The organism is Pseudofrankia coriaricola, from assembly GCF_001854805.1.
Classification (GTDB): Bacteria; Actinomycetota; Actinomycetes; order Frankiales; family Frankiaceae; genus Pseudofrankia.
Genome location: NZ_MBLO01000279.1, coordinates 63,212 through 86,444, shown reverse-complemented (window position 1 = coordinate 86,444; position 23,233 = coordinate 63,212). Strand labels below are relative to the sequence as shown.

Below are 23,233 nucleotides of genomic sequence, written 5' to 3'. Positions count from 1 at the left end.
CGCCGCCGGGCCGCGGGCCGGGTCGTCCACGCGTCCCCGCGCCTCCGCCGGCGACGAGGGCCCCGCCGGCGGCCAGGCGCGCCCGGCGCGGCGTGACGGGCAGGGGCAGTCCCGGGACGTGCGCGCCGGTACGCGGGACAAGCCGCCCGGGGCGGCCGGCCCGCCGGCCGCGTCGGGGGGGCGGGCGACCAACCTGCGCGACGCGATGGCGCCGGCCGTGCGCCGTCCCGGGGCTCCATCCGGATCGGGTCCCCGGGTCCGTGAGACACCAGCCCCGCCGCGCCCGGCCGGCGAGGAGACCGGTCGGGTGCCGCGGCGGCGCCCACCGGCCGGCAACCCGGCCGGCCGGGCCGGAGCGGCCAGGAGCGGCGCGGCCAGGGCCGGCACGCTCCGGCCCGGACAACGGCGGGCCCTGCTGCGCCCGGTGCCGGACCTCGACGCCCAGAGCTCGGCGCTGGCGAAGCTGCCGCTGCTGGAGCGGCCGTTGGCCTCCTACTACCTGCTCGGCTCGTCGGCCGGGCTGTTGCTGCTGCTCGGCCTGGTCATGGTGCTCTCGGCGTCGAACGTGCGCTCGTACGAGGCCTTCGGCTCGTCCTATACGATCTTCGTCCGGCAGGCCACCTGGATGGGCATCGGCCTGCCGGTGCTGCTCGCCGCGAGCCGCATGCCGGCGCGCGTCTTCCGCCGGGTCTCCTACCCGTTGATGGCACTCACCCTGCTGCTTCTCCTAGCGGTGCTCTCGCCGCTGGGGGTGTCGTCCAACGGCGCCCAGCGCTGGCTCGGCGTCGGTTCGCTCACCCTGCAGCCGAGCGAACTGGCCAAGCTCGCGCTGGTGCTCTGGTCGGCCGACCTGCTGACCAGGAAGCGCCGGCTGCTCGGCGACTGGAAGCACCTGATCATCCCGATCGTGCCGATGACGGCGCTGGTCGGCGGCCTGATCATGCTGCAGCCCGACATGGGCACGACAATCGTGGTGTTCTCGGTGCTGTTCGTCGTCCTGTGGGTGGTAGGCACGCCCGGCCGGGTCTACGGCGGCCTGCTCGGCGTGATCGCGGTCGTCGGCACCATCCTCGCCGTGATCGAGCCGTACCGGCTGGAACGGCTGCTGTCCTACCGAGACCCGTTCGACAAGGCCCAGGACAGCGGCTGGCAGGCCGTCCACGGGATCTACGCCCTGTCGTCGGGCGGCTGGTGGGGCGAGGGCCTGGGGGCGTCCCGGGAGAAGTGGCCCGACCTGCTGCCCGCCTCGTACACCGACTTCATCCTCGCGATCATCGGCGAGGAGCTGGGCCTGCTCGGCTGCCTGCTCGTGGTGCTCCTGTTCGGCGTCTTTGGCTACGCGGGGCTGCGGGTGGCGCACCGCAGCGACAACCACTTCGTGCGCCTCGCCGCCGCCGGGTCGACGGGTTGGATCCTCACCCAGGCGGTCGTGAACATGGGCGCGGTCGTCGGGCTGCTGCCGATCACCGGCATCCCGCTGCCGCTGGTGTCGTTCGGCGGCTCGTCCCTCGTGCCGACCATGCTCTCGATCGGCATGCTGCTGGCGTTCGCCCGCTCGGAGCCGGCGGCGGCCCGGCTGCTGGCCGAGCGCGCCCGCGAGCGCCGGGAGGCACGCAGCGCCCGCCAGGGCCGCCGCGGCTCCGGCCGCCCGCGCCCCGGGGACCGCGAGGCGCCCGCCGGTAAGCGCGTCGCCCGTCGTCCCGGCCGCGCCGGCCAGGTGGACACTCCCGCCCGGGGCGCCGACCGCAAGGGCGGCCGCCGTGGAGACGTTCGCCGTGCGGATGCCCGAAGCACGGGCGGCCGTGGCGGGAATGCCCGCGACGGCGACGAGGGCCGCGGGCGCGGCGCGGGCCAGGATGGCCGGCGTGCCAGGGAACGAGACCCGTCCGCGCCCGCTCGCGCTCGCGCCGACGCCGGCGGCGACGGTGTGAGAGACGCCCGGCCGGCTCGCCCGGCCCGGGTGTCGGGGCGCCCGCGCCCCGGATCCGGCCCCGCCCGCGCGGCCAACCCCACCGCGCGCCGCCCGCCGCGCGTGCGGTCGGGCGAGGACAGCACCGGCGGCGCCCCTTCCGCGGGGGAACCCACGTCCCGGCCGCCCGCCGAGCCGGGGCCCTACCGGCGCCCCCCGCGCCCGGATCCCAACGGGCCACCCGCCGCCGGCTGAGCCCGCGAGCCGGCCCGCGCCCGCCGCGGTCGGTGTGCCATCGTGAGAGCCGATGCTGAAGAGTGTGCTGCTCGCCGGCGGCGGTACGGCCGGCCATGTCGAACCCGCGCTCGCGGTCGCGGACGCGCTGCGCGCGGCTGACCCGCGGATCCGGCTGACCCTGCTCGGGACCGAGACGGGCATGGAGGCGCGCGTCGTGCCCGCGCGCGGCTACGAGCTGGCGACCGTTCCGAAGGTGCCGCTTCCCCGGCGTCCATCCAGGCAGGTGCTCACCGTCCCCGGCCGGCTCGCGGGCGCCATCTCCCGGGCCGGCGCGGTGATCACCGAGACCCGCGCGGACGTCGTCATCGGTTTCGGAGGCTATGTCTCCGTGCCCGCCTATCTGGCCGCCCGCCGCCGTGGGGTGCCGATCGTCGTCCACGAGGCCAACCCGCTGCCCGGGGTGGCCAACCGGCTCGGCGCCCGGCTCACCTCGCACGTCGCCGTCTCCTATCCGGGGACACCGCTGCGCCACGGGAGGCTCACCGGCATCCCGCTGCGCGAGGAGATCCTCACCCTCGACCGGTCGCCGGCCGCCATGCGCGCCGCCAGGGCCCGCTACCGCCTCGACCCGCACCGCCCCACGCTGCTCGTGTTCGGCGGCTCTCAGGGCGCTCGCTCGCTCAACCAGGCGATGGCGGGGGCGGCCCGGGCGCTCACCCAGTCCGGGGTGCAGGTGCTGCACGCCACCGGTCCGAAGAACTTCGACGAGGTGGCGGCGGCGCTGCCGTCCGGCCTGCCCGCGCCGTACGTGTTGGTGCCCTACCTCGACCACATCCCGTCGGCCTATGCCGCCGTGGATCTGGTGCTCTGCCGCTCCGGGGCGATGACCTGCGCCGAGCTCGCCGCCGTGGGCCTGCCGGCCGTCTACGTCCCGCTGCCGCACGGCAACGGGGAACAGCGGCGCAACGCGCTGCCGACGGTCGAGGCCGGCGGCGGGCTGCTCGTCGACGACGCGGAGCTGTCCGCCGACTGGATCGCGCGTGAGGTGCTGCCGGTGCTCACTATGCCGGAGCGGCTGGCGAAGATGGGCGCCGCCTGCGCCGGCATGGGCCACCCCCAGGCGGCCCAGACGATCGTCGCGATGATCCGCGAGGCCGCCGCGTCCCGGCGCCGCGCCGGGGGCCGGCACGCCGCCCACTGACGCGCGGGGAACACGCGGCCCACTGGCCCACCGGGGAGTCGACGCCCGGGCCGCGGTGCCCGGACGTCGCCCGCGCGGGTCAGCGGGCGGGGGCCAGCCCGGCGAGCAGGCGGGGGCCGAGTTCGGTGATCGTGCCGGCGCCGAGCGTCAGCAGCAGGACGTCGTGGCCGGGCAGGTCGGCGGCCAGACGCCCGGGCAGCTCGGCCCAGCCGACGTAGCTCGTGTCGGCGGGGGTGCGAACCCGCTTGGCGAGGTCCGCGGCGTGCAGGCCGAGGTCGTCGTGCTCCCTGGCGGCGTAGATGTCCGTGACGTAGAGCCGGTCGGCGTCACCGAAGGAGGCGGCGAAGTCGTCCAGCAGCGCCGCGAGCCGGCTGTAGGTGTGCGGCTCGATGACCGCCCAGACCTCCCGGCCGGCGGCCTTCTGCCGGGCGGCGGCGAGCGTGGCGCGGATCTCGGTCGGATGGTGGGCGTAGTCGTCGATCACCTCGACCGTGCCGCCGTCGCCCGGCAGGTCCGCCGCGCCCCTGGTGCCTGCCAGGTCGGCGGAGCCGACGTGCTGGAAGCGCCGGGCGGCGCCGGTGTAGCCGGCCAGCGCCGAGAGCGCCGCCTCGACGGGCACCCCGAGCTCGCCCGTGGCGGCCAGCACCGCGAGCGCGTTGAGGACCGTGTGCCGGCCCGGCAGCGCCAGGCGCAGCGTGCCGACCGGCTCCCCGTCGCGCAGCACGGTGGCCCGTGTCACGACGGCCGGCGGGTCCCCGGCGTTCCCGCTCACATCCTGGCTGCCCGCGGACCCACCGGTGGTGCCATCGACGGCCGTGATGTTTGTCGCGCGCCAGGTGAGGCCGTCGCCCAGGCCGTAGCGCACGACCCGCGGGCCGCCGCCCGGCTGCTCGGCCAGGGCGCCGAGCACGGAGGCCACCCCGGGGTCGTCGCCACAGGCCACCAGGACGCCGCCTGGGCGGACCCGGGCGGTGAAGGCGGTGAACGCCGCCCGCACGGCCGCCTCGTCGGGAAAGAGGTCCGGGTGCTCCCACTCGACGTTCGTGACCACGGCGAGCGCCGGGTCCAGAGCGTCGAACGCGCCGCCGTACTCGTCGGCCTCCAGCACGAACAGCTCGCCGGAGCCGACCAGCGCCCCGCCGCCGAGCTGCGGCACCTCGCCGCCGATCACCGCCGTGGGGTCGGCGCCCGCGGCGCGCAGCGCGAGGGTGAGCATCGCCGAGGTCGTCGTCTTGCCGTGCGAGCCGGCGACGGCGACGAGCTGGTAGCCGGAGGTCAGCTCGGGCAGCCAGTCGGAGCGGCGGCGCACCGGCAGGCCGGCGGCCCGCGCGGCCGCGACCTCCGGATGGTCGTCGCCCAGGGCGCTGGAGGCCACGACGACGTCCACGCCGGCGAGCTCGGCGGCCAGCTCCGCCGGGCCGGGCACGGCACCGGTGCGCACCCGGGCTCCCAGCGCCCGCAGCGCCTCGACCCGCGCCGAGGGCTCCTGGTCGCTGCCGGAGACGAGGTGGCCACGGGCCAGCGCGATCCGGGCCAGTGGGGCGAGGCCCGAGCCGCCGATGCCGAGGAAGTGCACGCGCGCGCTCACGGACACCATCCTCTCCCACCGGCTGGCCAGGTAGAGGCTCGGCTCGCGACTGGTCCGGACGGCCGCTCACCCGGGGCTGGGGAGGACATCTCGCCCGAGTCCGCTACCAGGGGCGGGGGGAGGAAGAAAGGGACGGGTGGGGAGGCCCGTCGGGAGGGGGCTATGCGGGCGGAGGCTGTGACGAACAGGACGGCGAATTCCATCGGTTGACGCGCCGGGAGGTTCCTTGACCCATGCGGACGCCATGCCTACTGTCCATCCACAGTCGCAAGTTGACATAACTCTAACCGTCTAGTGGACGGTGAAGGTTGGAGCTAGGCGGCTACTTCTCCCGTCTCGTCCCGGTGGAGCCGTCCCGACGGTCCTGCCGCGCGAGCCGGGCGTATGTCCGCCCCACCGACGCCGCTGGAGGACCGACCCCGTAATGGCTGCCCCGCAGAACTACCTAGCGGTCATCAAGGTTGTCGGCATTGGTGGTGGCGGCGTCAACGCCGTGAACCGCATGATCGAGGTCGGTCTCAAGGGCGTCGAGTTCATCGCCATCAACACCGACGCGCAGGCGCTGCTGATGAGCGACGCCGACGTGAAGCTGGACGTCGGCCGCGAGCTCACCCGCGGCCTCGGCGCCGGCGCCGACCCCGAGGTCGGCCGGCAGGCGGCGGAGGACCATCGCGAGGAGATCGAGGAGGTCCTCAAGGGGGCCGACATGGTCTTCGTCACGGCGGGTGAGGGCGGCGGGACCGGCACCGGCGGGGCTCCGGTCGTGGCGAACGTCGCGCGCTCGCTGGGCGCGCTCACGATCGGCGTGGTCACCCGACCGTTCACCTTCGAGGGCCGCCGCCGGGCGAACCAGGCCGATGCCGGCATCGACACGCTGCGCAACGAGGTCGACACCCTCATCGTCATCCCGAACGACCGGCTGCTGGCGATGACCGACCGCGACATCAGCGTGCTCGACGCGTTCCGCAGCGCCGACCAGGTGCTGCTCTCCGGTGTCCAGGGCATCACCGACCTGATCACCACGCCTGGACTGATCAACCTCGACTTCGCCGACGTCAAGACGGTCATGTCGCATGCCGGCAGCGCGCTCATGGGTATCGGCCGCGCCCGTGGTGACGACCGGGCCACGGTCGCCGCCGAGCAGGCGATCGCCTCGCCGCTGCTCGAGGCCAGCATGGACGGCGCGCAGGGCGTGCTGCTGAACATCTCCGGGGGGTCCGACCTCGGCCTGTTCGAGATCAACGCCGCCGCCGAGCTGGTCGCCGACGCCGCCCACCCCGAGGCGAACATCATCTTCGGTGCCGTGATCGACGACGCGCTCGGCGACGAGGTGCGGGTCACTGTCATCGCGGCCGGTTTCGACACGGTGCCCGACCGCCGCGCGAAGGGCATCGCCCCGCAGCGCGCGCGCCCCACGCCGCCGCCGGTCGCCGCCGCCCCGGCTCCCGTGGGCGCGCTGCCGGCGATCCCCGCGGTGGCCCCGACGCCGCCGCCCGCTCCGCGGCCGACCCCGAGCTACGCCCCACCGATGGGCCCGCCGCCGGCCGCGCCGCAGCCCGCGCCGCCGCAGTACATCCCCGAGCCGCTGGACCCACAGCCGGACCTGGACGAGCCGCCGGCCCGCTATGCCGCCCAGCACGCGCCCGGCGAAGGCCAGGGGCAAGGGGGTGGCTACGGGGCCGACCCGGCGGGCGTCCGCCCGGGAGCGCGGCCGAGCTATCCTCCGCCTCGGCGGCCGGTCCGGCCGATCGCCGACGAGGATGACGAGCTGGACGTCCCCGACTTCCTCAAGTAACCGAGCCTCCGCCGTTCGCCGACCGGGCCGGCGGTGTCTCGACCGGCCCGTACAGCGAATGCGGAGGGACCCGCGGGTGTGGCGGTGACGTCGGGCGCTGACCTGGCGCGGCTGCGGGCCAACCTGGGCGAGGTCCGGGAGCGGATCGCCGTGGCGGCGCGCGCCGCCGGCCGTGAGCCGGCCGAGCTCACGCTCATCGCCGTGAGCAAGACCTGGCCCGCCGCCGATGTGCTGGCGCTGCGCGCCCTGGGCGTCACCCACTTCGCCGAGAACCGCGAGCAGGAGGCGGCCCCCAAGGTCGCCGAGGTGCTGTCCCGGCTGGGCACGGCGGCCTCCTCGCAAGCCGCGAGGCCGGCCGGGGCTCCGGGCGCAGGTGGGGGACTGGGCGTACCTGGGAGACTGGGACCGGCCGGGGGCGCGGACGGTCCGGGGGCGGCGGCCCGGGTGCCCGTGGGCGCGCCGGTGTGGCACTTCGTCGGTCAGTTGCAGCGGAACAAGGCGAACGCGGTCGCCCGCTGGGCCGACTGGGTACAGTCCGTCGACCGGCCGGAACTGGTCGCGAGCCTGTCCAGAGCGGCGGCGAGCCAGGGCCGTATGATCGCGGTCTGCGTCCAGGTGTGCCTGGACACACCCGGCGCCACCGGCCGGGGCGGCGCGGCGCCGGGCGATGTCGCCCGGATGACAGATCTCGTCGCCGAGGCCGCGGGGCTGCGGCTCGCGGGTGTGATGGCGGTGGCTCCTCGGGGGGTACCTCCACGGCCGGCATTCGCCCGGTTACGTGAAGTCGCCGAAGAGGTGCGGCGGAACCACCCCGAGGCGCGGGTCGTCAGCGCTGGAATGTCGGGCGATCTTGAGGCCGCGGTGGCCGAAGGCGCGACACACCTACGGATCGGCACCGCTTTGTTCGGTGAGCGGCGCCCTGTCCCTTAGAGTCGCGCCATGGGGCTCGGGCGCAGGGCGATGGTCTACCTCGGTCTGGCCGAGGAGGACGACGAATATCTCGACGACTACGACGATGACGACGGTCAGGACGACCGCCAGGATGACCGGCGGGACGTGCGCGAGCCCGTTCCGTTCGACCGGACGGTGAGGCGTATCGACGCACGCGAGGAGCCGCCGACAATGGCCAGACGTTCCTCCTCCGTCGAACCGCTGCGCCCCTCCGGACCCGTTCCGATGCGGAGGGTAGCGGCCGTCGAGGAAGCATCCCCCTACCGGATCACAACGCTCCAGCCGCGGAGCTACAATGACGCCCGTCAGATCGGTGAGGAGTTCAGGGACGGCACGCCCGTCATCATGAACCTCACCGAGATGGACGACGTCGAGGCCAAGCGGCTGATCGACTTCGCCGCTGGGCTGATCTTCGGCCTGCACGGGAGGCTTGAGAGGGTGACTAACAAGGTCTTCCTCCTGACCCCCTCGAACGTCGAGGTCACCGAGAGCGACAAGCTTCGTATCGCCGAAGGTGGCTTCTACAACCAGTCCTGACGCCGCGGTGCGTGGCCGCCGGCGTCCGCAAGGCAGGGAGAGGCAGCCATAAGCATCTTCGGCACCGTGATCTATTGGGTGCTGACCGCGTACCTCCTGCTCCTGATAGCGCGGATGGTCATCGACCTGCTGCAGTCGTTGAGTCGCTCCTTCCGACCCACCGGCCCGTGGGTGGTGCTCTGCGAGGTCGTGTATACGGCCACGGACCCGCCGCTACGATTGCTGCGGCGCTTCATCCCGCCGCTGCGCGTGGGGGCTGTGGCCTTCGACCTCGGTTTCCTGCTGTTGTTCATCGTGATCGTGGTGTTGCAGAACTATGCGACGAGGTTGTGACGGGGTCGTGTGCACGCCGCTGACACGAGCGCGGGAGACTGCCCGTAGACCGCCCTCTCTTCGGGGAGCGGCGATGCCGCAAGAGGAGGCGACGTGGCGCTGACACCACAGGATGTGCAGAACAAGGTCTTCAGCCCGACGAGGTTCCGGACCGGGTACAACGAGGACGAAGTCGACACCTTCCTCGACGAGGTCGAGGCCGAGCTGACGCGAATGCTGGACGAGAACTCCGACCTGCGCCGCCAGCTCGACGAGGCGCGCCGCACCGGTGGCGGCGGCCCCGGTGTGCCCCCCCAGATCCTGGAAGAGAACCAGCAGCTGCGCCGGCAGCTCGATGACGCCCGCAGGGCGGCGGCCCAGGCCCAGGCCGCCGCCCAGCAGGCGCAGGCACAGGCGCAGGCGGCTGCCGCCCGAGGCCCGTCCACCTCGCCGGTGCCGATCCCCGGCGGAGCCACCCAGGTCATGCCCGCCGTCGGCCAGCGCGGCGGCGGCGTGCCCGCCACGGCCGGCTCCCAGCTCGACGCCGAGATCGAGCAGCGGGTTGCCCGTACCCTGGTGCTCGCCCAGCGGACCGCGGACGAGGCGCTGCGCGAGGCGCGCACCGAGTCCGAACGGGCCCGCCGCGAGGCACGCTCGGACGCCGACCGCATCCTCGCGGAGGCGCGGGCGCACGTGGCCGAGCAGCTCGGCGGCCTCGAGGAGGACAAGCGCCGCCTCGAGGGCCAGGTCGAGCAGCTGCGCGCGTTCGAGCGTGAGTACCGCACCCGGCTGCGGGCCTACCTGGAGATGCAGCTGCGTGACCTCGACGGCATGCCGACCCAGCCGGCCGTCGGCCCTGGTGGCCCAGCCCGTCCGGGCCTGAACCCGGGCACTCAGGGCGGCGGCCAGCCCCAGCCCGCGGGCGTCGGGGTGCCGGCAGCCGCCTACCAGCCCGGCCCGCCCGCCATGGGCGGCCAGAACGGCGTCAACCACGCGGAGCGCGACCCGCGCGCCGGTGGCATGCAGGAATTCTGACCCACTGGCTCACTGACCCAGCCAGGGTTCGCCGGGCTGGCCGACGATGACCGTGTCTTCCGGCCGGCGGTGCCCCGGCGCGCGCGGAGCCTCGTCGTTGCCGGCGCTCTTCAACACGTGGTGCCGCTGGCGGCGCTCCGGTCGCCACGCGGCGCTGTGCTCGGCACGTGGTCGACGGTGCGGGGTCCCCGCACCGGGCCGGCTTCGCGGGCGGCCACGGGCTTAGAGGGGTCGCCGAGGCGAGTTCCTGGCGTCTCGTCCCCGGCGATCTCGGGGTGCGCGCAGGGGCGGGCGCTCTCGCGTCCGGCCGCCTCCGTCAGCGCCTCACCCACCGGGACGTCGCCGGCGGGGATAGTGGTGAAACGACGGAGGTGGTCGAGGTGATCGTTCTGAGCGGCGCGGCGCTGGTGGTCGCCGCGGTACTGTTGGTCGTCGGCGCGGTGGGCCCGACGGCCTGTGTCTATGCCTCTTTGGCCTTGACCCTCCTCGCCGCTGGCGTGCTCCCGCTGGGCGCCGCCCGGCGGGTCCGCCGCGCCGCCGCCCGAGGTTCCGTCAGCTCCTGAGCCGACGTCGGCGGCCTGCCCGCGAGCCCGCCAGGTCGGTCGCGGGGCGCTTGTTACGGGTGGTCGGGGGTCACCGGGATTCGGGGGTCACCGGGATGAAGCGGACGGCGTTCTCCAGTGTGGCCGGTGGGGCGGCGTCGATGACGCGGACCGAAGAGTCCTGGCGCAGCGCGAGGAGCCGGGCGGCGGACGCCCGCACGACGGCGGCGAACAGGCAGGAACAGCTCCGGCCGCCGCGCATCGTCTGCGCCTGCGCCGACGCGCGCTCCCGGGCCGCGGGGTCGGTGGCCGTCGCCGCTCGCCTCGACGACTCGGCCGCCTGCGCGGCGAGCGCGGCCAGCACGTCGTCCACCGGGGTGCGCACCTCCGCCTGGTGTACCGTGCCCGACCCCGGCACGGTGAAGAAGACCTGCGTCACCCGGTAGGTGGCGAGGAGCGCCTGCAGGCCGTCGGGGGTCCGGTAGTCGTTCAAGCTCACCACCGCCAGCAGGTCCGCCTCCGGCGCGGCCTCGGCGAGCGCTACGAGCGACTGATCCGCGCCGCCCACGTAGTCCGCCGTCGACTCTCCCGCGGTCGGTCCGATCGTCACGCTGGGCACGACGGCCGCGTCCGCCTGCCCAGCCGGTGCGCCGCCCGGCGGCGGGCTCGCCGGCTCGGTGCGGGGCTGGCCGTCCATCCCGGGCAGCAGGGCCGCGGCGGCGCTTAACACGATCATCGCGACGAGGCCGAGGACGGCGATCCGCGCGCCGCGCTCCAGTAATGCCCGGCCGACCGAGGGCCCCTCCGCCACGGCCGACGCGGAGGCGTCCCTCGCGGCGGCGGGGGACGGGCTGGACCCGGCGTCTGGGCCGGACCCGCCGTCCGCGGTCCGGGGCCTGGGCGCGGGCGCGGGCGGTTCGGGCGGTCCGGGCAGCAGCCGGGTGCGCAGCGCGAGGCGCAGCAGCCCCGCCGTGACCGTCCTGCTGGTGGCCGCGGCGGCGCCGACCACCGCCTCCAGCGCCCGGCCGGTCCTGGGGACGAGCGCGTCGTCGAGCCGGTCGAGCACCGGCCCGGCCCGGTCCGCCGCTTTCGCTATCCCGGCGCCGCTGGCCGTCGCGGCCTCCACCACCGCCGCGGTAGCCCGGTGCGTGACCGCGTCCGCCGTGTAGCGTGCCGAACCGGCCCTGGAGGACCAAAGGGTGCGCGAAAATGCTCTTCTTTCGCGCACCCGGCCGGGGTTCCTGCCGGATCGCGAAGCCGGGGTCCCTGCCGGATCGCCGGACGGGGTCCCTGCCGGATCGGCGAAGCCGATCTGGGAGGTCGTGATCTGGGAGGTCTGCTGGGAGGTCCGATCGTCCCCCGGGTCGCTGGCGCGCACCGGCGACGGAAGCCGGCTCACGACATCGCCCGGAGCCGCTCCAACGCCTCGGCGAGGTCGGGTGGGTCGGGGCTCGTGAACGTCACCGGCCGCCCGTCCGCCGGATGTTCGAACGAAAGCTCGAAGGCGTGCAGCCACTGCCGGCGCAAGCCGAGCTTCTCCGCGAGCGTCGGGTCGGCGCCGTAGGCCAGGTCACCGACGCAGGGGTGGCGCAGCGCGGCGAGATGGACCCGGATCTGGTGGGTCCGCCCGGTCTCCAGCCGAATGATCAGCAGCGACGCCGCCCGGAACGCCTCATCGGTGTCGTAGTGGGTGATGCTGGGCTTGCCGTCCGCGACGACGGCGAACAGCCCGGGCTTGCGGGGGTGCCGGTCGATCGGGGCGTCGATCGTGCCGCGCAGCGGGTCGGGATGGCCCTGAGCCACCGCGCGGTAGCGCTTGTCGACCGTCCGCTCCCGGAAGGCCCGCTTGAGCGCCGTATAGGCCGACTCGCTCTTCGCGACGACCATGACTCCGGTCGTGCCGACGTCGAGGCGGTGCACGACCCCCTGGCGCTCGGCCGGGCCGGACGTGGAGACCCGGTAGCCGGCGGCGGCCAACGCGCCGATCACGGTCGGGCCGGTGTACCCGGGCGCCGGGTGCGCGGCGACACCGACCGGCTTGTCGACCACGATGATGTCGTCGTCGTCGTGCAGGATGGTCAGGCCCTCGACCGGTGTCGGCGCCGCCTCGACGACCGGGCCCGGCGGGGGCGGCAGCTCGACGTCCAGCCAGGCGCCGCCGCGGACCCGGTCGGACCGGCTGGGCACCTGGCCGTCGACGCTGACCTGCCCGTCGTCGACCATCGCCGCGGCCACCGTCCGGGACAGGCCGAACATCCGCGCGAGCGCGGCGTCCAGGCGCAGGCCGTCGAGCCCGTCCGGAACCGGCAAGGACCGCTGCTCGCCGGCCCGCACCGCCGTCACTCCCGTCCCGCCGGCTCGGACGGCCTGTCCGTCTCGGGCGTGCCCGACGCGTCACCCGTCTCGGCCGGCTTGGCCGCCTCGGCCGGACCGGCCGGGTCCTGCCGGGCCAGGCGCGTGCCGTCGAGGCCGATGCCGAGCGCGGAGAGCACGACGGCGAGGACGGCGCCAACGACGATCGAGGAGTCGGCGATGTTGAAGATCGGCCAGTGGTGCAGGTAGATCCAGTCGACGACGTGGCCGCGCAGCGGGCCGGGGGAGCGCACCAGCCGGTCGATGAGGTTGCCGACCGCGCCGCCGACGATCGCGCCGAGCACCACGGCCCAGCCTCGGGAGCCGAGCTTGCGCGCGGTGAACGCGACCACGACGATCACGGCCACCGCGATGAGGCTGAACAGGGCCGTCGCGCCGCCGGCGATGCTGAACGCGGCGCCCGAGTTACGGGTCAGTCGCAGCTCGAGCACACCCGGGACCAGCGTGACGGAGTCGTGCCCGGTCAGCTTCGCCACCACGATGATCTTCGTGATGGCGTCCAGCAGGACAACGCCGAGGCTGGTGGCGAGCAGCACCATGATCGGCCGCCGCACGCCCACCACCCGTCCGTCGGACCGGCGGGGCGGGGTGGTGTGTGGGGCGGACCCTCCGCCCCCTCCATCCTGCCCGTCATCGCCGGGCCGGGTGACCCCGCCGGGCGCACCGTCGGCCCGCGGCTGCGCGGACTGACCGGCGTGCGCGCCGGTGGCCTTCCCGGCCGCCAGATCGGGGCCCTTGCCCCAGTCCAGGTATGCGCGCGCGATGGAGGTCTCCTCATCATCGCCCCGCGCCCCCGGCCCAGGTACGTCGCCCTCGCTGGTCGGCGCCTCTCCCACGTCGTCAACTGTACGGCGGTCCCGGTGCCGGACGCTCCGCGCCCGCACCCGGGCGCCGCCGTCGGGCGCTGAGCGCCCTCCCCGCGTGGATCCGGCTCCTGGCATATGGCGGTGGTAGGGCCGGTCCCGGGCTGGCGAGGTGGCTGAGTTGGCGCTGCGCTGATGCGCCGTCACCATTTGTGGCCAGGCCGCGCGCATTACTTGCCGGAGTGGAATCGTCCATCGCCCCGACACCGATGGGGCTGTGTGACCGGCTCACCCGAACGACGCCACACCTTGCCGCGCGGTTCGACACCTGGCCAAGGGATGTTCGGGGGCGCCGCGACGGCGGTGGTCAGCTCGGAGAAGGCTCAGGCGGGCAGGGCGGTGGGCGACGTGTCGCGGCTGGCGGGCCAGATTGTCCAGTCGGGAATCCCGCCCTGACGGGGCGGCTCAGGGGGTCAGCGGGGCGGGGTCGGGGGTGCCCAGGCGCTCCAGGACGATGCGGTAGGCCTCGAGCTGGCCGGTGACGAAACCGGCCGTCGAGCCCCAGAGGAACGCGCGGAACTTCAGGTACATCTCCTGGCCCCAGCGATCGACGACCTGCTCGCGCGCGGCGTCGAGCCTCAGCGCCCATGCCCGGCAGGTCAGCATGTAGTTGTGGGTGTCCTCTATCACGGTCCGTACCCGGAACTGGCCTGACCTCGCCACGCAGGCCAGATAGTCGTGCAGCACCATCGGGGTCGACCGGCCGGGGTAGATGTGGCGGCTCATGAAGCTGGACAGATGGTGCTTGCGGCGCATCGCGACCGCGTCCAGGTAGACCCGCCCGCCCGGGCGGACCAGCGCGGCGTACTTGCGCAGCGTCGTCTCGTAGTCGGGCAGGTGCTCGGTGACGCCCATGTTCACCAGCGCGTCGTACATTTCGCCTCCGCCCTCGTAGGCGAACAGGTGCTGGCGCACGACGGTGGCCCCGTCGTAGCCGCGCTCCTTGGCGAGGTCGTTCATGAAGGCCTCGGACGCCCGCGACAGCGTGAGGGAGGTCACCCGCGCGCCCTGCTCGGAGCCGAACTGCAGGAACGCCCCCCAGCCGCCGCCGACCTCGATCACCCGCGCCCCCGGCCCGAGCTCCAATGCGTCGTAGGCGTAGCGCATCTTGTTTGCCATCGCGGCCTCCAGCGGCTCCGTGTCCGCGGTGAAGACCCCGTGGGTGTAGCAGCGGAACTCGCTGTCGAGGAACGTGCGGAAGAAGTCGGCGTCCTCGTCGTAGTGCGCGGCGATCGCCTCGTCGTCCTTCTTGCGCTGGCCGCGCGCGCCGAGCGCCAGCGGCGCGAACCGCTTGGTCCAGACGATCGGATGGAAGTCGGAGAAGACCCTGCGGGCGGCAAAGGCCGCCACCACGTCGCCGTTAATGTCGAACGCGCCGGCAATGAACGCGTCACCCACCTGGAACAGGTCCATCGACGACAGTGCCCGGTCCCCGGCGCTGCCCCGGCTTTCGAGCCAGAACCGTGGCTCGCCGTCACCAACCAGGAACGACGCGCCGTCGGACATCCGGACTCCGAACGGTGTTCGCACCGATTTCTTCCGGCTCGCCTGCCGCAGCTTCTCCGCGAACCGGTCCCAGGTCGACGCGCTCATCCTTCACCCGTCCTCAGCGTCCGTCCGGGCTGCCCCGGAAAGGGCCGACTTTCTGCGTCATGTCGAGTATGACCGCGTGGGCGCCACTGGGGGAAACGTCGACATGACCACCGCAGAAACCCCAGGAGACGGACCTACGCCACGTGCGTGCCCGATTCCATCGGGACCGGTTGGTTCGGTGTGACGCAAGGGCGTCCGGCCCGCCAACTGTGCCGCTACGCAAGGCCAGTGTCCGGCCATCGTGAGCCCGCGGGTGCCCGGTGCGGACGTTCGCCCGCTCCGCTGCCTTCGCCCCGCCCTCCGTCCGCTCGTCGCCTCGGTCGCTTCATGTCGTCGGCGTAGGCGTTGTCCGACGTGATCTTGCGCGGAAACCCGGTGCCAGCCCGTCGAGCGGTCAGCTACGCTGGGCGCAGCAAGCCAGCGGCAAGGCGTCGATGGGGACGAGTAGCGGCGGGCGCAGCCTGAGCGAGCCGGGGACGGTGGAAGCCCGGTGGTTAGCGCGTCGTGAAGATCACCCCTGAGTCGTCGGGAGAACGCGGCCCCAGGAAGTTCGAGAGAGCTGGGGCGTCAGTAGATCCGGCAGCCGTGGCGCGAATGAGTGGCCGTCGCGGGGTCGGTGACCTGGCGGCGCGCAAGGAGGGTGGTACCGCGGTGCCCCGCCCGTCCCGAGGCCGATAGCGGCCCTGGGGAAGTGGCGTGGCGTCGTCCCTCCGCCGGAACTGCCACGTCCGACGGAGACCGGGACCCCACAGCGATGAGCACCCCCACACCCACCAGCACCCCAGCCGCGCCAGCCGCCGCGCCCGCCGCGCCCAGCGCCGCCCGCTCGGCGGCGTTCGCGCCGCTGCCGGCGAAGGTCGACCTGCCGGCGTTCGAGCAGGAGACCCTCGACCGCTGGCGCGACAGCAAGATCTTCGAACGCTCCCTGCGGGCGAGCGCCGACGCGCCGCTGTGGATGTTCTACGAGGGCCCGCCGACCGCCAACGGCAAGCCGGGCGCCCACCACGTCGAGGCACGGGTCTTCAAGGACGTCTTCCCGCGCTACCGGACGATGAAGGGCTACCACGTTCCTCGCAAGGCCGGCTGGGACTGCCACGGCCTTCCCGTCGAGCTCGCGGTGGAGAAGGAGCTCGGCTTCACCAGCAAGAGCGACATCGAGACGTTCGGGATCGCCGAGTTCAACGCCCGCTGCCGGGAGTCGGTGCTGCGCCACGTCGCCGACTTCTCCGCGATGACCGAGCGGATGGGTTACTGGGTCGACCTCGACGGCGCGTACCGCACGATGGACACCCCCTACATCGAGTCGGTGTGGTGGTCGCTGCGGCAGATCTTCGACAAGGGCCTGCTGGTCGAGGACTTCCGCGTCACGCCGTACTGCCCCCGCGACGAGACGCCGCTCTCCGACCACGAGGTCTCCCAGGGCTACAAGGACGTCGCCGACCCGTCCGTCTACGTCCGCTTCCCGGTCGTGGCCGGCACCGGTCCCGAGGGCTACTTCACCCCGGAACGCGACGCCAAGCTGCTCGTCTGGACGACCACGCCCTGGACGCTGGTCTCCAACACCGCCGTCGCCGCCCACCCTGACGTCACCTACGTCCTCGCCCGCACCGCCGCCGGTGAGCACCTCGTCGTCGCCGAGCCGCTGCTGGCGGCCGCCCTGGGCGACGCCGCCGAGGACGCCGAGGTCGTCGACCGGCTGACCGGCGCCCAGCTCGCCGGCACCCGCTACCGCCGCCCGTTCGAGCTGCTCGACGCCGCCCGCTTCGAGCCGGGCGCTGACGGCGTCGCCGGCCGGCACGCCACCGGCGCGGCGCCCGCCGCCCCGCACTCGGTCGTGCTCGCCGACTACGTCACCACCACCGACGGCACCGGCCTGGTCCACCAGTCACCGGCGTTCGGCGCCGAGGACCTCGCGGTCTGCCGGGCGAACGGCCTGCCGGTCGTCAACCCGATCGGCTCGAACGGCCGTTTCCTGCCCGAGGTCCCGCTCGTCGGCGGGATGTTCTTCAAGGACGCCGACGCGCCGCTGTCCGCGGACCTTCAGGCCCGCGGGCTGCTCTGGCGCGGCACCAGCTATGTGCACAGTTATCCACACTGCTGGCGCTGCCACACGCCGCTGATCTATTACCCGCTGCCCAGCTGGTACATCCGCACCACCGTGGTCCGCGACCGGCTCGTCGAGGAGAACGAGAAGACCGACTGGCACCCGGACCGGATCAAACATGGCCGCTACGGCGAGTGGCTGCGTAACAACGTCGACTGGGCGCTGTCCCGCAACCGCTACTGGGGTACCCCGCTACCCATCTGGCGCTGCGAGAACGACTCGGCCCACCTGACCTGCGTCAGCTCGCTCGCCGAGCTGTCGACGCTCACCGGCCGGGACCTGTCCGGCCTGGACCCGCACCGCCCGTTCGTCGACGAGGTGACGCTGACCTGCCAGCGGGCCGGCTGCGGCGGCACCGCCCGGCGCGTGCCCGAGGTGATCGACGTCTGGTACGACAGTGGCGCGATGCCGTTCGCCCAGTGGGGCGCCCCGCACCGCAACCAGGCCGAGTTCGAGAAGCACTACCCGGCTCGGTACATCTGCGAGGCCATCGACCAGACCCGCGGCTGGTTCTACACGCTGATGGCCATCGGGACGCTCGTCTTCGACCAGTCGAGCTACGAGACCGTCCTGTGCCTCGGCCTGCTGCTCGACGCCGAGGGCCGCAAGATGTCGAAGCACCTGGGCAACGTCCTCGACCCGTTCGCCCTGTTCGAGCGGCACGGCGCGGACGCGGTCCGCTGGCTCATGCTCGCCGGTGGCTCGCCGTGGTCGGACCGCCGCGTCGGTCACGAGGCGATCGATGACATCGTCCGCAAGGTCCTGCTGACCTACTGGAACACGGCCTCGTTCTTTGCCCTCTACGCCTCCGCCGCGCACTGGGACCCCACGGCCGCGCCCGGCAGGGCACCGGCCGACCGGTCGGTGCTCGACCGCTGGGCGCTCTCGGAGCTGGCGGCGACGGTCCGCGAGGTCGACGAGGCGTTGGAGGGCTTCGACTCGCTGCGCGCCGGCCGGCGGCTGACCCGGTTCATCGACGACCTGTCCAACTGGTACGTCCGCCGCTCGCGGCGCCGGTTCTGGGACGGCGACCCGGACGCGCTGGACACGCTCTACCGCTGCCTGGACGGCGTGACGAGGGCGATGGCCCCGCTTGCCCCCTTCCTCACCGACTGGCTGTGGGCACGGCTGTTCGCCGCGGCCCCGGGCGCGCCGGACTCGGTGCACCTGGCGAGCTGGCCGGAGCTGCCCGCCGAGTGGGTGGACGAGACGCTGTCCGAGCAGATGGACCTTGTTCGCCGGATCGTCGAGCTCGGCCGCGCGGCCCGGGCGGCGAGCGCGGTGCGCACCCGCCAGCCGCTGCCGCGCGCCGTGGTCGGCGGTGCCGCGTTCGAGGCGCTGCCCGCCGACCTGCGCGCGCAGATCGCCGACGAGCTGAACGTGACCATCGTCGAGGGCGCGACCGCCGACCTTGTCGACATCACCGTCAAGCCGAACTTCCGGGCGCTGGGCCGCCGCTTCGGCAAGCGCACGCCCGCCGTCGCCGCCGCCGTCGCCACGTCGGGCCTCCCCGTCGACGGGGTGCTCGCCGTCGAGGTCGACGGCGAGCGGATCGAGCTCTCCGGCGACGAGCTGATCGTCACCGAGACGCCGCGGCAGGGCTGGGCGGTCACCTCCGAGTCGGGCCTGTCGGTCGCCCTCGACCTGGAGATCACCCCCGAGCTCGCCCGCGCGGGCCTCGCCCGTGACGTCGTTCGTGCCCTTCAGGACGCCCGCAAGAGCTCCGGCCTGGAGATCACCGACCGCATCGACGTCTGGTGGGCTGCCTCGAAGGAGGACACCGCCAGAGCCCTGCGCGAGCACGCCGCCACCGTCGCCGACGAGATCCTGGCCGTCCGCTTCGTCGAGGGCGGCCTCCCCGCCGGCACCCACCACACCGCCGACGACCTGGGCCTCACCTTCGCCCTCGGCGTCGCCGAACCGGCGGCCAGCTAGCCCCGGCGGCCTCGCGGACGTCGCCGGGCCCGTTCCGTGGAAGGGGTCCGGCGACGCCGGCGAGACTCCAGACCGTGATCAGCTCGAGGCCGGGATCGAGCTTGCGGAGGTCGTCATCTTCACCGTCAATGCCCAGCAACTACCGCGCCCACATGGTGGACGGTATGGGTGCGGCCGCGGCTGGCTATGAGGGCTGGGGGAGGACGCGGGCGGTGCCGCCGACCTGGGTGGTGATGCCGCGGGGGGTGCGGGTGGCGGTGGCGTGGACGGTGGACGGGTGCCCGAGGGCGTCGCCCTGGTCGACGGCGACCGTCGGGTCGCTGTCGCCGAGGTGGCCGCTGAGCAGGAGGTGCGCGGCGAGGCAGCCGGTGCTGTTGGCGTTGGCGACGTCTTCGGGCACGCCGATGGCGGGGGCGAACATGCGGGCCGCCGCGGGCTCGGTGAGCGACGGCGGGACGTAGACGAAGCAGCCGAGCTGCCCGTGCCGGCGGCTCGCGACGGCCAGCCGCTCCTGGTCGGGACGGATCCCGGCCAGGACGGCGCGGTCGGTGACGGGGATCAGCAGGCGCTCGCTGCCGGGCGAGGCGATGGACACGTCGTCCTTGGGGTGCAGCGCGTCCGGCGCCAGGCCGAGAGCGGCCAGGAACGCACAGCGCTCCGCGTCCGTGGCGGCGCGATGCTCCACCAGCCCCTGGCTGAACCAGGCCTCGATGACGTCGCCCTCGCCGGATCCGGCCGCGAGCCCGCCGGTGGCTTCGACGTCCTTCCCGGCCACCCGCAGTGGGCCCTGGAAGGCCGCCCCCGCCGCCTGGAGCGTGAGAACGGCGATCGCGGCGACCGTTCCGTGGCCGCATCCGGGTAGCTCGCCCGTCGCCGTGAAGAACCGGACCTCCCGCTCGCCCCGCGCGCCGACGCCCGGGGCGATGGCGGCCACGTGCGAGGTGCCCATCCTCGCGGGAATGCGCGCCAGCTCCGCGTCGCCGAACCCTCCGCTGTCCGTGACGACCGCGGTGGGGCTGCCCCCGTCGCCGCCCCGGAGGCACGCGGCGACCGTGATGACGTCGGCTGGGAACTCGTCCATATCGCTACGTCACCACATCGTGACCGCGACGTCACCGCATCGTGGCGGGTGTCTCCGGGTTGCCGCCGGCTCGGGTGACACCGTCCTGTTCCACCGGGCGGGCTGGTCCAAAAAGGACAGCCGGGGACAGGCTGGCAGCGCGCCTGCTGGGCGGTAACCAGTGCTTCCCGGGGATGGCGGGTCGGGAGATGATGAGATGCCCGTACCGACCGAAGTGGCGCGCGGGGATCGCCGCTGGGTGCTCGGGGCGATCAGTGACGATTCCGACGGATGGTCACGGAGCGCCACGCTCGGCCGTACTGTTTGGGGCACTGGCCCCGCGTGACCTGGTACCGGGGGAAACACCCTCACGGGCGGACGGCCGACGGCGCTCGCATGGCCAGAGACGGCACCAGACGTGAAGGATGAGGAGCTTTCGGTGAAGCTGGCGATGGGCACCCGGGAGGTCTTCGACGCGGAGAGCCTGCTCGAGGAGTATCTGGGACCACGCAGGCGCGGGCTGCGCTACGCCTACCCGTACTACGACGGCCTGGTCACGAACGGTGACTCGGACCTGCTCTGCACCGGGGACCTGCTCGCTCCCTGCCTGCTGGGCGTCGGCGTGGACATCGACCGGCTGCACACCCTGACCGCGCTGATGCCACTGCTCCAGCGCGCGCTGGACAAGCTGCCGCCCGGGATCGAGCTGATCGAGGCCGACGACGTCACCCTCGACCTGGTCGCCGCGCTCTACGACCCGCTCGACGACCCGGACGTCTCCGACCGCGACGTCAAGGGCTCACTGATCGCCAAGGTGCTGCACCGCAAGCGCCCCACCCTCATCCCGCTGTTCGACTCCAAGGTTCGGATCTTCTACCAGCACGAGAACTGCGTCCCGGCGGCGCCGAAGGACGGCCGTTCCTGGCGCCAGTACATGCAGCTGCTGGTCCGCGCCATGCAGTACGACCTGCGCGAGAACGCCGAGGAGTTCCAGCGCCTGGCCACCCTCGTCCCCGCCGGCGGCCCGCCCGTCTCCTCGCTGCGGATGCTCGACATCGTCGTCTGGATGAGCAGCGCCGTCTGAAACGGCGGTGCCCGCCCGCGCGCCTCACGGCCGCGGGCGGTGGCGGTGGCCGGGCACGGATGAGCGTCTCGTGACGTTTGAACAGTGTGACGTTCGCCCCGCCCGCGGTCGCGCGGCCTCGAGCGCACACCGCGCGCGGCCGGGCGAGTGACGTTCCGGACAGTGCGGCCGTACGTACAACGCCTGGCGTACGGGAGAATGGTTGGGTGCGTAGCTTCGCCGTCCGGGGCCTGACCCGTCGGCACCGGGCAGGGGACACCGTTGTGGTCGCCAACGACCGCATTGACCTCGACGTCCCCGCTGGCGAGGTGTTCGGGATTCTCGGGCCGAACGGGGCGGGGAAGACGACGCTGGTGCGGCTGATGATGGGGCTGCTACGGCCGGACGAGGGCAGCATTGAGCTGTTCGGGCACGATGTCGTCGCCCGGCCGGACCTGCCGGCGCGGCTCGCCGCCTATCTCGGCCAGAGCGATCTGGCGCTGGCCGACCTGCCGGTCGCCACCGCGGTCGAGACCACCGGCCGGATGCGCGGTCTGACGAAGGCCGCGGCCAGGGCCGAGCGGGACGCCGTGCTCGACGAGCTCGGGCTCACCGGCGTCGCCGAGCGGCCGCTCGGGAAGATCTCTGGCGGCCAGCGCCGGCTGGCCTGCGTCGCGACGGCACTGGTCGGCTCCCGGCCGATGCTGGTGTTGGATGAGCCGACAACCGGGCTCGACCCGCGCAGCCGACGGGCTGTCTGGGCCGCGCTGCGGCGGCGGCGCGACGAGGCCGGTGTGACGGTGGTCCTCATCACCCACAACGTGCTGGAGGCGGAGACGGTGCTCGACCGGGTGGCGGTGCTCGACGCCGGCCGGGTGATCGCCTGCGACACGCCCGGCCGCCTCAAGGCCCTCGTCGACTCGGACGTGCGTCTCGAGCTGGCCTGGCGCGAGGATCCGCCGGACGACGACCCGACCGTGCGCTGGCTCGGCGCCGAGGCGACCCGCGCGGGCCGGCGCTGGACGGTCCGGATGTCTCCGGAGCAAGCCCGCGAGGCGCTCGCGCTACTCACCACCGGCCCGGCGTTCGCCGCCCTCGACGACTTCAGCCTGGCGACGCCGTCCCTGGAAGACGTCTACCTGTCGCTCGGCGGCACCTCCCGCGACCTGGAGCGCACATGACTCCCACCCGCGCGCGCGACCCCCGGCCAGGGCTGGTGCCCCGGTGACCGTCGCCCCCGTCGTCCCCGGCGGCATCCCCGCGGCTGGCGGCCCCCAGGCCTCCCCGCTCGGCCCCGCCGACCGGGTGGGAACCCCGGGAGCAGCCACCGCCGCGGGCGCCGTAGGCGGCGGCACCGTGCCGGTCGTCCCCGTGATGCCGGGGCGCACGCCGTTCCTGGCGGCCTTCGCCGCCGTCTACCGGGGGCAGCTCTCGCGCGGCAAGGTCGCCCGCATGCCGCTGATGTTCGTCGCCACCCTGCAGTCGGTGGGGATCCTGCTGCTGCTGCGCGGCGTCGTGAGCGTCTCCGACGTGACCACCTGTGCCCAGGTCGTCGCCGGGTGCACCGTGCTCGTCGTCGCGTTCGTCGCGCTGAACTTGCTCGCGCAGCGGTTCGGCGCGCTGCGCGCCGCCGGGGCGCTCGACTACTACCTGACGCTGCCGGTGCCCGGTACCGCCGTGGTGCTCGGCACGGCCGCCTCCTACGCGACGTTCGCCGTCCCCGGCGTCGTCGTCACCGCCGTCACGGGCGCCCTGCTGTTCGATCTTCCGCTGTCCGGCCTGTGGGTCCTCGCCCCGGTGGCGCTGCTCGCCGGCGGGAGCCTAGCGGGCATCGGCGCCGCGGCGGGGCTGCTCGCGCCCCGTCCCGAGCTCGCCACCATCGCCGGCCAGCTCGGCATGAGCATCGTGCTCTTCCTCGGGATCATCCCGTCCGACCGCCTGCCCGGCGTCGGCTGGCTGGTGCGCGACGTGCTGCCGAGCAGCTACGCCGTCGACGCCCTCACCGAGACGTTCCTGCCGTCGGTCCGCTGGGGCATCGTCGCCCTCGACCTGGGAGTGTGCGCCCTAGTCGCCGTCGTCACCCTGGCGGCCGCCGCCGGGGCGCTGCGCCGGGCGGGGACCGCGTGAAGCAGCGG

Annotated in this window: 18 protein-coding genes; 12 read left to right on the top strand and 6 right to left on the bottom strand. The window is 73.8% G+C overall.

Features of this window, described 5'->3' with window-relative positions:
• On the top strand, window positions 1–2,164 hold a 2,164-nt coding region (gene ftsW / locus BCD48_RS48365; protein ID WP_349308101.1), incomplete at its 5' end, for a putative lipid II flippase FtsW.
• 52 nt (window positions 2,165–2,216) lie between these two features.
• Window positions 2,217–3,347 carry an undecaprenyldiphospho-muramoylpentapeptide beta-N-acetylglucosaminyltransferase gene (gene murG, locus BCD48_RS44725; RefSeq protein WP_071054935.1) on the top strand — a complete coding sequence of 377 codons (1,131 nt, stop codon included), beginning with the start codon at window positions 2,217–2,219 and terminating at the stop codon, window positions 3,345–3,347.
• Window positions 3,348–3,426: 79 nt separating this feature from the next.
• On the opposite strand, the gene murC is transcribed toward murG, so the two are convergent.
• The gene (gene murC / locus BCD48_RS44720; RefSeq protein WP_397428780.1) at window positions 3,427–4,935 is read right to left on the bottom strand and encodes a UDP-N-acetylmuramate--L-alanine ligase; all 1,509 of its coding nucleotides are present in this window, start codon (window positions 4,933–4,935) and stop codon (window positions 3,427–3,429) included.
• Between the two features lie 424 nt (window positions 4,936–5,359).
• On the opposite strand from murC, the gene ftsZ reads away from it, so the two are divergent.
• The 6 genes from ftsZ (at window position 5,360) to BCD48_RS44690 (ending at window position 10,128) form a co-directional block, all read left to right on the top strand.
• Window positions 5,360–6,730: a cell division protein FtsZ gene (gene ftsZ / locus BCD48_RS44715; protein WP_071054931.1), complete on the top strand. Its 1,371-nt coding sequence runs from the start codon at window positions 5,360–5,362 to the stop codon at window positions 6,728–6,730.
• Window positions 6,731–6,808: 78 nt separating this feature from the next.
• Window positions 6,809–7,660 (top strand): YggS family pyridoxal phosphate enzyme, encoded by an 852-nt coding sequence (locus BCD48_RS44710; RefSeq protein ID WP_071054929.1) that lies wholly within the window; start codon window positions 6,809–6,811, stop codon window positions 7,658–7,660.
• A gap of 9 nt (window positions 7,661–7,669) precedes the next feature.
• Complete coding sequence (locus BCD48_RS44705) at window positions 7,670–8,218, top strand: cell division protein SepF (protein WP_071054927.1); 549 nt, start codon at window positions 7,670–7,672, stop codon at window positions 8,216–8,218.
• Window positions 8,219–8,272: 54 nt separating this feature from the next.
• Window positions 8,273–8,551: a YggT family protein gene (locus BCD48_RS44700; protein ID WP_491677211.1), complete on the top strand. Its 279-nt coding sequence runs from the start codon at window positions 8,273–8,275 to the stop codon at window positions 8,549–8,551.
• Between the two features lie 93 nt (window positions 8,552–8,644).
• A complete protein-coding gene (locus BCD48_RS44695; RefSeq protein WP_071054925.1) occupies window positions 8,645–9,565 on the top strand; it encodes a DivIVA domain-containing protein in 921 nt (306 codons plus the stop codon).
• A gap of 380 nt (window positions 9,566–9,945) precedes the next feature.
• Entirely contained in the window at window positions 9,946–10,128 is a 183-nt protein-coding gene (locus tag BCD48_RS44690) for a hypothetical protein (protein ID WP_071054972.1), read from the top strand.
• Window positions 10,129–10,198: 70 nt separating this feature from the next.
• Here BCD48_RS44690 and BCD48_RS44685 read toward each other — a convergent pair whose 3' ends face one another.
• From BCD48_RS44685 to BCD48_RS44670, 4 genes are all read right to left on the bottom strand, one after another.
• Entirely contained in the window at window positions 10,199–11,506 is a 1,308-nt protein-coding gene (locus BCD48_RS44685) for a hypothetical protein (protein WP_131804246.1), read from the bottom strand.
• Window positions 11,503–12,450 (bottom strand): RluA family pseudouridine synthase, encoded by a 948-nt coding sequence (locus BCD48_RS44680; protein ID WP_083420170.1) that lies wholly within the window; start codon window positions 12,448–12,450, stop codon window positions 11,503–11,505. The genes BCD48_RS44685 and BCD48_RS44680 overlap by 4 nt, the downstream gene beginning before the upstream one ends.
• Window positions 12,447–13,316 (bottom strand): signal peptidase II, encoded by an 870-nt coding sequence (lspA, locus tag BCD48_RS48360; RefSeq protein ID WP_241842473.1) that lies wholly within the window; start codon window positions 13,314–13,316, stop codon window positions 12,447–12,449. The genes BCD48_RS44680 and lspA overlap by 4 nt, the downstream gene beginning before the upstream one ends.
• Before the next feature lie 432 nt (window positions 13,317–13,748).
• Window positions 13,749–14,936 carry a class I SAM-dependent methyltransferase gene (locus BCD48_RS44670; protein WP_071054921.1) on the bottom strand — a complete coding sequence of 396 codons (1,188 nt, stop codon included), beginning with the start codon at window positions 14,934–14,936 and terminating at the stop codon, window positions 13,749–13,751.
• Window positions 14,937–15,690: 754 nt separating this feature from the next.
• Here BCD48_RS44670 and ileS point away from each other — a divergent pair.
• On the top strand, window positions 15,691–18,975 hold the full coding sequence (gene ileS, locus BCD48_RS44665) for an isoleucine--tRNA ligase (protein WP_071054919.1): 3,285 nt from the start codon (window positions 15,691–15,693) through the stop codon (window positions 18,973–18,975).
• A gap of 184 nt (window positions 18,976–19,159) precedes the next feature.
• Here ileS and BCD48_RS44660 read toward each other — a convergent pair whose 3' ends face one another.
• Window positions 19,160–20,056 (bottom strand): PhzF family phenazine biosynthesis protein, encoded by an 897-nt coding sequence (locus tag BCD48_RS44660; RefSeq protein WP_071054917.1) that lies wholly within the window; start codon window positions 20,054–20,056, stop codon window positions 19,160–19,162.
• Window positions 20,057–20,474: 418 nt separating this feature from the next.
• Between BCD48_RS44660 and BCD48_RS44655 the strand changes: the two genes are divergently transcribed.
• The 3 genes from BCD48_RS44655 (at window position 20,475) to BCD48_RS44645 (ending at window position 23,225) form a co-directional block, all read left to right on the top strand.
• The gene (locus BCD48_RS44655; protein ID WP_071054915.1) at window positions 20,475–21,119 is read left to right on the top strand and encodes a DUF6308 family protein; all 645 of its coding nucleotides are present in this window, start codon (window positions 20,475–20,477) and stop codon (window positions 21,117–21,119) included.
• A 206-nt stretch (window positions 21,120–21,325) separates the two neighbouring features.
• On the top strand, window positions 21,326–22,279 hold the full coding sequence (locus tag BCD48_RS44650) for an ABC transporter ATP-binding protein (RefSeq protein ID WP_071054913.1): 954 nt from the start codon (window positions 21,326–21,328) through the stop codon (window positions 22,277–22,279).
• A gap of 43 nt (window positions 22,280–22,322) precedes the next feature.
• Window positions 22,323–23,225, top strand: a complete 903-nt coding sequence (locus tag BCD48_RS44645; protein ID WP_083420168.1) for an ABC transporter permease — start codon at window positions 22,323–22,325, stop codon at window positions 23,223–23,225.
• The last annotated feature ends 8 nt before the right edge of the window (window positions 23,226–23,233 follow it).